This window comes from Thioalkalivibrio sp. HK1 (assembly GCA_000583135.1).
In the GTDB taxonomy this organism is placed as follows: domain Bacteria; phylum Pseudomonadota; class Gammaproteobacteria; order HK1; family HK1; genus HK1.
Genome location: JFBG01000013.1, coordinates 43,196 through 49,195, shown reverse-complemented (window position 1 = coordinate 49,195; position 6,000 = coordinate 43,196). Strand labels below are relative to the sequence as shown.

The following is a 6,000-nucleotide window of genomic DNA, read 5'->3' as shown; positions in this document are numbered from 1 at the left end:
GTATGGACCCGCTCCGGCGACGGAGTGCTGGTCAACAACAGCGCCGTGCTCGAAAGCGTCTTGGATGCCAGCCACGGCTATCGCCGGGTGGATATCGAATCCATCCCCGGCCCCGATGGGGACGAACAGACGAACCTTCGCATCCGATGCCTCGCCCCCGAGGGCCAGCACTGCACGAGAACGGCGTTCACCTGTTACACCGACGACGGAATGCTGCACGAGGGAGCGTTGGGTCGCCTCGACCGGCTGACGGTCAGGCACTTGCAAACCAGCGAGTTGGCATCGCTCATCGACCATCGTTGGGAGGAGATGGGGCTGTCATGCGAGTTGCACTCCGATCAACCCTTCACGGTACAGGTGATGACCCGCACCGGTGGCGGCGGAGCGCTGGTCAACAACAGCGCCACCGGGGTGCTCGAGAACTAGCCTTCGGTATTCGCCTTCGAAGTTGGATGCTTCGATCAAGGGCGGCTTCTCCCCAAAGGACGAGCCGCCCTTTTTATCGATAGAGAAATGTTCTTTCGAGGCTATCTTCGATTGGATCGATCGATGATCTAAAAGCCCAAGAGTCCGGGGAGATAGCGTCCGGGCAAGAGGGCGAAGACTCCGGCGGTGATCGCACCGATCATGGTGCCGATCATCGCTCGGCGGTGCCGGTTCACATCGCGGCGAAAGCGAATGGCGTGGATTGCCAGCGCCATCGATAGCAAGGTGAAGACCGAGAGCAAGTGAATCCAGCTCAAGCGTCCGTCCTCGAGTTCGCGGATTTGAAAGGAGCCCAGAGCCACCGCCGACATCAGCCCCACCCAAGTCCATCCGATGATGACATGGCGCAAGGTGCCTTTGGCACCGGCAAGGTTGATCGCTCCGAGCGCAAGAGCGGCAAGGGCGAAGGAAAGATGTAGCCAAATCCAGATGATATCGTTCATATCGATTGGCATTCCCAATGAGCGGGCGGTTGGGTATTCGAACGATGCAAAGCGATGTCGGGGGGCTCGAATACCGCCGGATTATGAGCGAATCTCTTCGGTCGCAAAGAGGCTCGGGTCAAGGCTTTGGCGCTTTCGGGCTCGCCGCCTTCCGCCTTCCGCCTCTTCATCGGTGATGGTCGGGCGGGAGAGATTCCTTGTCTCTTGTAGGATCGATTGCGAAGAGGGTGGCGGCTTTTCGGGCTCGGCTACCGGTCGGTCATCGTAAGCCGGGGCATTGCGGGCCGGTAAGAGCGGTGGCATTCGCGCTCTTTCGCCGCCGATAGGCGCTAAGGCCTCGTTTATTCTTCGATGCGCCGCAATTCGATCGTGAGATAATTTCGCTCGACTTGTTGATCTCGATCCTCTTGGGTGCGTTGCCGATCACCATGTTGAACACTATCGAAGGATCGAATCCATCCGTTATTTGCGTCCTCGGAAAATCGATCCGCTCGATCCTCGATACCGATGATTGCGAGCCATCGAAGACACTTTAACGTTGCAAAAACGATCCCCCCAAGACCCTTCCTTCGCCGGATCTCGAGCGACCTTGCCATCGCTCGATGCGCTTGAATCTTGCCTCGAAGCGCAGGCGATGCGTTCGGGATATAAAATCCCGACTTCGGCTCGGCTTTTGCTGGCGCGCTATGTGCTGCTATTGGCAAAGTGGAATCGGGCGAGCAATCTCACCTCGGTCAGAGATCCCTTCTCGATGATCGAACGGCATGTGCTCGATTCCTTGACCGCGCTCGAATCCGTTTATGGAGCTCGTCTTTTGGATGTCGGCACCGGTGCCGGATTGCCCGGAATCGTGTTGGCGATCATGCGCCCCGATATCCACTGCACATTGCTCGATTCGGTGGGTAAGAAGACTCGCTTTTGTGCCCAAGCGGTGTTGGAACTCGGGCTTCGGAACGTGGAGGTTGCAACGGAGCGTCTTGCCGACCATCGGCCCGCTCGCTCCTATTCCACCGTCATCAGTCGAGCGGCGATGTCGGTGGCGGAGTTGTTGGCGGGGTCGAAGCCGTTGATCGAGCCCCCGGGCCGGATCGTCGCGATGAAAGGGCCTCGGCCCTTGCCGGAGTTGGATGCCATCGAAGGGGAGGGGTTGTCGATCCGGATCGAGGATGTGCGACGAAGCGAAGGCTGCCCGCCGACGACGCTGGTTTCGATCGATATCGTCGACGGGATCGTTTCTTCTTTCGGAGTCGATCCCGGTTCGGTGATCGATGGCCGATGAATCTTCGATTTTTCGATCCGATAAAAGGATCGAAGAAGAAAAAGAATATCCGTCGATATGACTTATCGGGAGGTGGTGGCCGCAATAACGTCGAATTCGAGCGACGATGCCTTGTCTTAGTGATATCGACACCGATGTCAGGGGATCGGCGACATGGTCGACGATACGGGGGTTTATGATAAGGATCGTGACGTGATTCAATCGCCGCTCGAATACCCCCCAGCGAGCCGCTTTCTTTGACAAGGCATCTCGGGTCTCGCTTTGCCTGCGAACTCGGCCCGTTCCCGGCTGCCACCGAGGGCCATGATCGGCCGCTTCGGTTCTTGCGGCATCGTTCGGCGTGAGCGAACCGTGCGGAAAACGCAATTCGGCACCGTTGTCGTTCGAAAAGGTCATTCTTGCTTCGCCGTGGAGCGGCGCATTCAATCGGGAAGAAGCCGGCATGGGGAAGATCATCGCGGTGGCGAACCAAAAGGGCGGGGTCGGCAAGACGACCACGAGCATCAACCTCAGCGCCTCTCTCGCCGCTGCGGGGCGGCGGGTTTTATTGGTCGATCTCGATCCCCAAGGGAATGCGACGATGGGCAGCGGGGTGGACAAGACCGCTCTTGAGCGTTCGGGCTACGATGTCTTGATGAGCGAGGCTCCGCTATCGTCGGCGGTGGTCATGCTGGCAGATAGCGGCTATCACCTGCTTCCCGGCAATGCCGACCTGACCGGTGCGGAGGTCGGGCTGCTCGACGAGATCGGGCGCGAATTCCGATTGCGGCAAGCGTTGGAGGCGGTGCGCGAGGGCTATGACAGCATATTGATCGATTGCCCGCCTTCGCTGAGCATTTTGACGGTCAATGCGCTGGTCGCCGCGGATTCCGTGGTCATTCCGGTGCAATGCGAGTATTACGCGCTCGAGGGTCTTTCCGCTTTGCTCGAGACCATCGAGAAGATTCAACGCCGCATCAATCGCGGTCTTCGCATCGAGGGGCTTTTGCGCACCATGTTCGATTCTCGCAACAACCTATCCGGTCAGGTCTCGGCGCAGCTGACCCGGCTCTTCGGCGGCAAGACCTTCGATACCGTCATTCCGCGCAATGTTCGGCTGGCCGAAGCCCCGAGTCACGGCCTGCCCATCTTGCTCTATGACCGCGAGAGCAGCGGCTCGCTGGCCTATATCGAACTTGCGAACGAAATCATCCAACGCGATGGTCAACGCGGGGATCGGCGCCGGGAGGGGGCTCGCTGAAAGGCGAGCCGCGTCGCTAGTGGCCAAAAAACGCAGGCGCGGTCTCGGACGCGGTCTCGATGCGCTGCTCGGCGATATCTCCCCGGAGGTGATGGGAGAGAGCGCCGCGGACATGGGCAGCGACCTTCGTTCCATGCCCGTCGATCTCATCCGTCCCGGCCGCTATCAGCCGCGGCGAAGCGTGGATCAATCGTCGATCGACGATCTCGCGCGCTCGATTCGGGTGCGCGGCATCGTGCAGCCGATCGTGGTGCGGCCTATCGAAGGCAAGGAGTTCGAGATCATCGCAGGCGAGCGGCGCTGGCGGGCGGCGCAAGCCGCCGAGCTGCATACGGTGCCCGCGATCGTGCGCGATTGTCCGGATGAAGAGGCGGCGGCGATCGCCCTCATCGAGAATATTCAACGCGAAGATCTCAATCCGATCGAGGAGGCCGAGGGTTTTCGTACCCTCGCCGAGGAATTCGGCCTGACCCACGGACAACTCGCCGAGGCGGTGGGGCGTTCGCGCCCCTCGATATCGAATGCGCTGCGCCTGCTCGATCTCAACCCCGACGTTCGCACGCTGGTGCAGCGAGGGGATCTGCAAATGGGCCATGCCCGCGCGTTGCTGGGGATCAAAGGCACAGCGCAAAGCACAACGGCGAAGGAGGTGGTGCGCCGAGGGCTCTCGACCGGCGAGACCGAACGTTTGGTGCGCTCGAAAGCCCCGGGCAAGCGCGCAACCGAAGGCGACGGGACATCGACTCGTCGGGATGCGGATCTACAACGGATGGAGAACGATCTCGGAGAGCGCTTGGGAACGCAGGTGCGCATCGATCACAAGAAAAGCGGCGCCGGTCGGCTGGTCATCCACTATGCGGGCCTCGATGCCCTCGACGGCATCCTCGAACGGATTCGCTAGCGATTGGGCGTGCTAATATCTCGAACATCCAAGGTGGAATCGATGAGCCAAAACGATGCTGAATCGGACCGTTAAATCCAAGCGATCGACTCCTGATCGAAAGAAAGACCTTGACATGGCGATTCCCGATATCCACCTCGGAAATTGTCTCGATATCTTGCCCGATCTTCCCGATGAATCGGTCCATTCGGTCGTGACCGATCCACCGTATTTTCTGGACGGCTTGGATGCGGATTGGAAAAAAGGAAAGCGCGGCAAGCGAGGAACGGGTTCGGTCGGGGGCTTGCCGATCGGTATGAAGTTCGACAGCGAACAAGGAAAGAGGTTGCAGGCATTCTTGGAGCCGGTATTCGAGCAACTGATTCGTATTTTGAAGCCCGGCGGATTCATGTTGGTGTTCTCCGCCCCCAGGCTCTATCACCGGATGGCGATTGCGGCCGAAGACTGCCGATTCGAGATTCGGGATCAATATATTTGGCAGTTCACGCAAAGGGCGCAGTTCAAAGCCTTCGGCATGACGCATTTCTTGAAAAAGAGAGTCGATATCTCCGATCAAGAACGAAAGCGTTTGACCGAGGAGATGGATGGTCGTAAAACCCCGCAGCTTCGACCTCAATTCGAATCGATTCTCTGCGCCCAAAAACCTCGAGAGGGCACGTTCGTGGATAACTGGAGACGACACCGAACGGGCTTGATCGATTCGAGGCAAAGCCTGACGGGAAATGTCCCGTCAACGGTCATGAGCGCGGAGAAACCGACAAAGGATCGATATAACTGCCATTTGACGCCAAAGCCCCTCAAGATATGCGAACACTTGATCAAAGTGTTTTCCTGCGAAGGGCAAACGATATTGGATCCCTTCCTCGGTTCGGGTACCACCTGCCTTGCTGCGCAAAGAACGAATCGATTCGGCATCGGAATCGAGATCAATCCCGACTATGTCGCCATCGCCGAGAAGCGATTGGAAATTGAGCCGAGGAAATCCACCCGAGCTGCTTATGAAGAATTTTCCAAAACGAGCGAATTCTATTTGGAAGATCGAAAATGGATTCATGCTTAGGCTTAAGCAGTTTGATAAAATAAATGAATTTAATTTGAAAAGGGTGTAAAATTAATGAGGAAAATCGTTGAGTGAGACAAGGTAATTTTTTCAAGGAAAATCGATCATGATAAAGTATGTACTAGGTACTCTAGGGGCGATTGCAGCAACATTCACCATCACACCGAACGAACAAGAAAGGACTTTTATTCTGTCGATCGTTGTCGCTGCATTTGTTGTGAAATTTATTTGGTACATTGAAACCAAAGATGATGATCCCCCAAAAGACAGAATGGAAGAATTACTCATTTCTTCCAAGCGAATATCATTTTGGTTTGGCTTCGCATCTGGGTTAATGTTATGTACATTTTTCGTTTGGATAAATTTTTCACTTTTCATAAGACTATTGCAGTAGAGTCTTATAATTCAATGAAATTATATACTAATAGATCCACTTTTGAAAAAGAGAGTATCGTACCAAAGCCTTTTTTCGGATTCCAAATGCTGACGGCTGTCGCCGCTAACGTCACCGAAGCAACCAAGATGTTCACTCAATTGCTTTGGTCGCAACGCAGACATTGCTCTTTGATGTCAAGGGATAGCATCATTGAG

General features: G+C 56.3%; 7 protein-coding genes. 5 read left to right on the top strand and 2 right to left on the bottom strand.

Translation table 11 applies throughout. From position 1 onward, the window contains the following. On the top strand, nucleotides 1-426 hold a 426-nt coding region (locus BF99_RS23315; RefSeq protein WP_197019046.1), incomplete at its 5' end, for a hypothetical protein. Between the two features lie 128 nt (nucleotides 427-554). Here the strand turns inward: BF99_RS23315 and BF99_RS0104940 are convergent. After that, on the bottom strand, nucleotides 555-929 hold the full coding sequence (locus tag BF99_RS0104940; protein WP_197019045.1) for a DUF2306 domain-containing protein: 375 nt from the start codon (nucleotides 927-929) through the stop codon (nucleotides 555-557). A 589-nt stretch (nucleotides 930-1,518) separates the two neighbouring features. Here BF99_RS0104940 and rsmG point away from each other — a divergent pair. The 4 genes from rsmG (at nucleotide 1,519) to BF99_RS0104910 (ending at nucleotide 5,409) form a co-directional block, all read left to right on the top strand. Beyond that, nucleotides 1,519-2,208: a 16S rRNA (guanine(527)-N(7))-methyltransferase RsmG gene (gene rsmG, locus BF99_RS20235; protein WP_231471307.1), complete on the top strand. Its 690-nt coding sequence runs from the start codon at nucleotides 1,519-1,521 to the stop codon at nucleotides 2,206-2,208. A 442-nt stretch (nucleotides 2,209-2,650) separates the two neighbouring features. Beyond that, nucleotides 2,651-3,448 carry a ParA family protein gene (locus BF99_RS0104920; protein ID WP_025770001.1) on the top strand — a complete coding sequence of 266 codons (798 nt, stop codon included), beginning with the start codon at nucleotides 2,651-2,653 and terminating at the stop codon, nucleotides 3,446-3,448. Nucleotides 3,449-3,467: 19 nt separating this feature from the next. Then, complete coding sequence (locus BF99_RS0104915; protein WP_025770000.1) at nucleotides 3,468-4,349, top strand: ParB/RepB/Spo0J family partition protein; 882 nt, start codon at nucleotides 3,468-3,470, stop codon at nucleotides 4,347-4,349. Between the two features lie 193 nt (nucleotides 4,350-4,542). Continuing rightward, complete coding sequence (locus tag BF99_RS0104910) at nucleotides 4,543-5,409, top strand: DNA-methyltransferase (protein WP_197019044.1); 867 nt, start codon at nucleotides 4,543-4,545, stop codon at nucleotides 5,407-5,409. Between the two features lie 90 nt (nucleotides 5,410-5,499). Here BF99_RS0104910 and BF99_RS22790 read toward each other — a convergent pair whose 3' ends face one another. Further along, nucleotides 5,500-5,787, bottom strand: coding sequence for a hypothetical protein (locus BF99_RS22790; RefSeq protein WP_156013171.1), 288 nt, complete (start codon nucleotides 5,785-5,787; stop codon nucleotides 5,500-5,502). Between the last annotated feature and the right edge of the window lie 213 nt (nucleotides 5,788-6,000).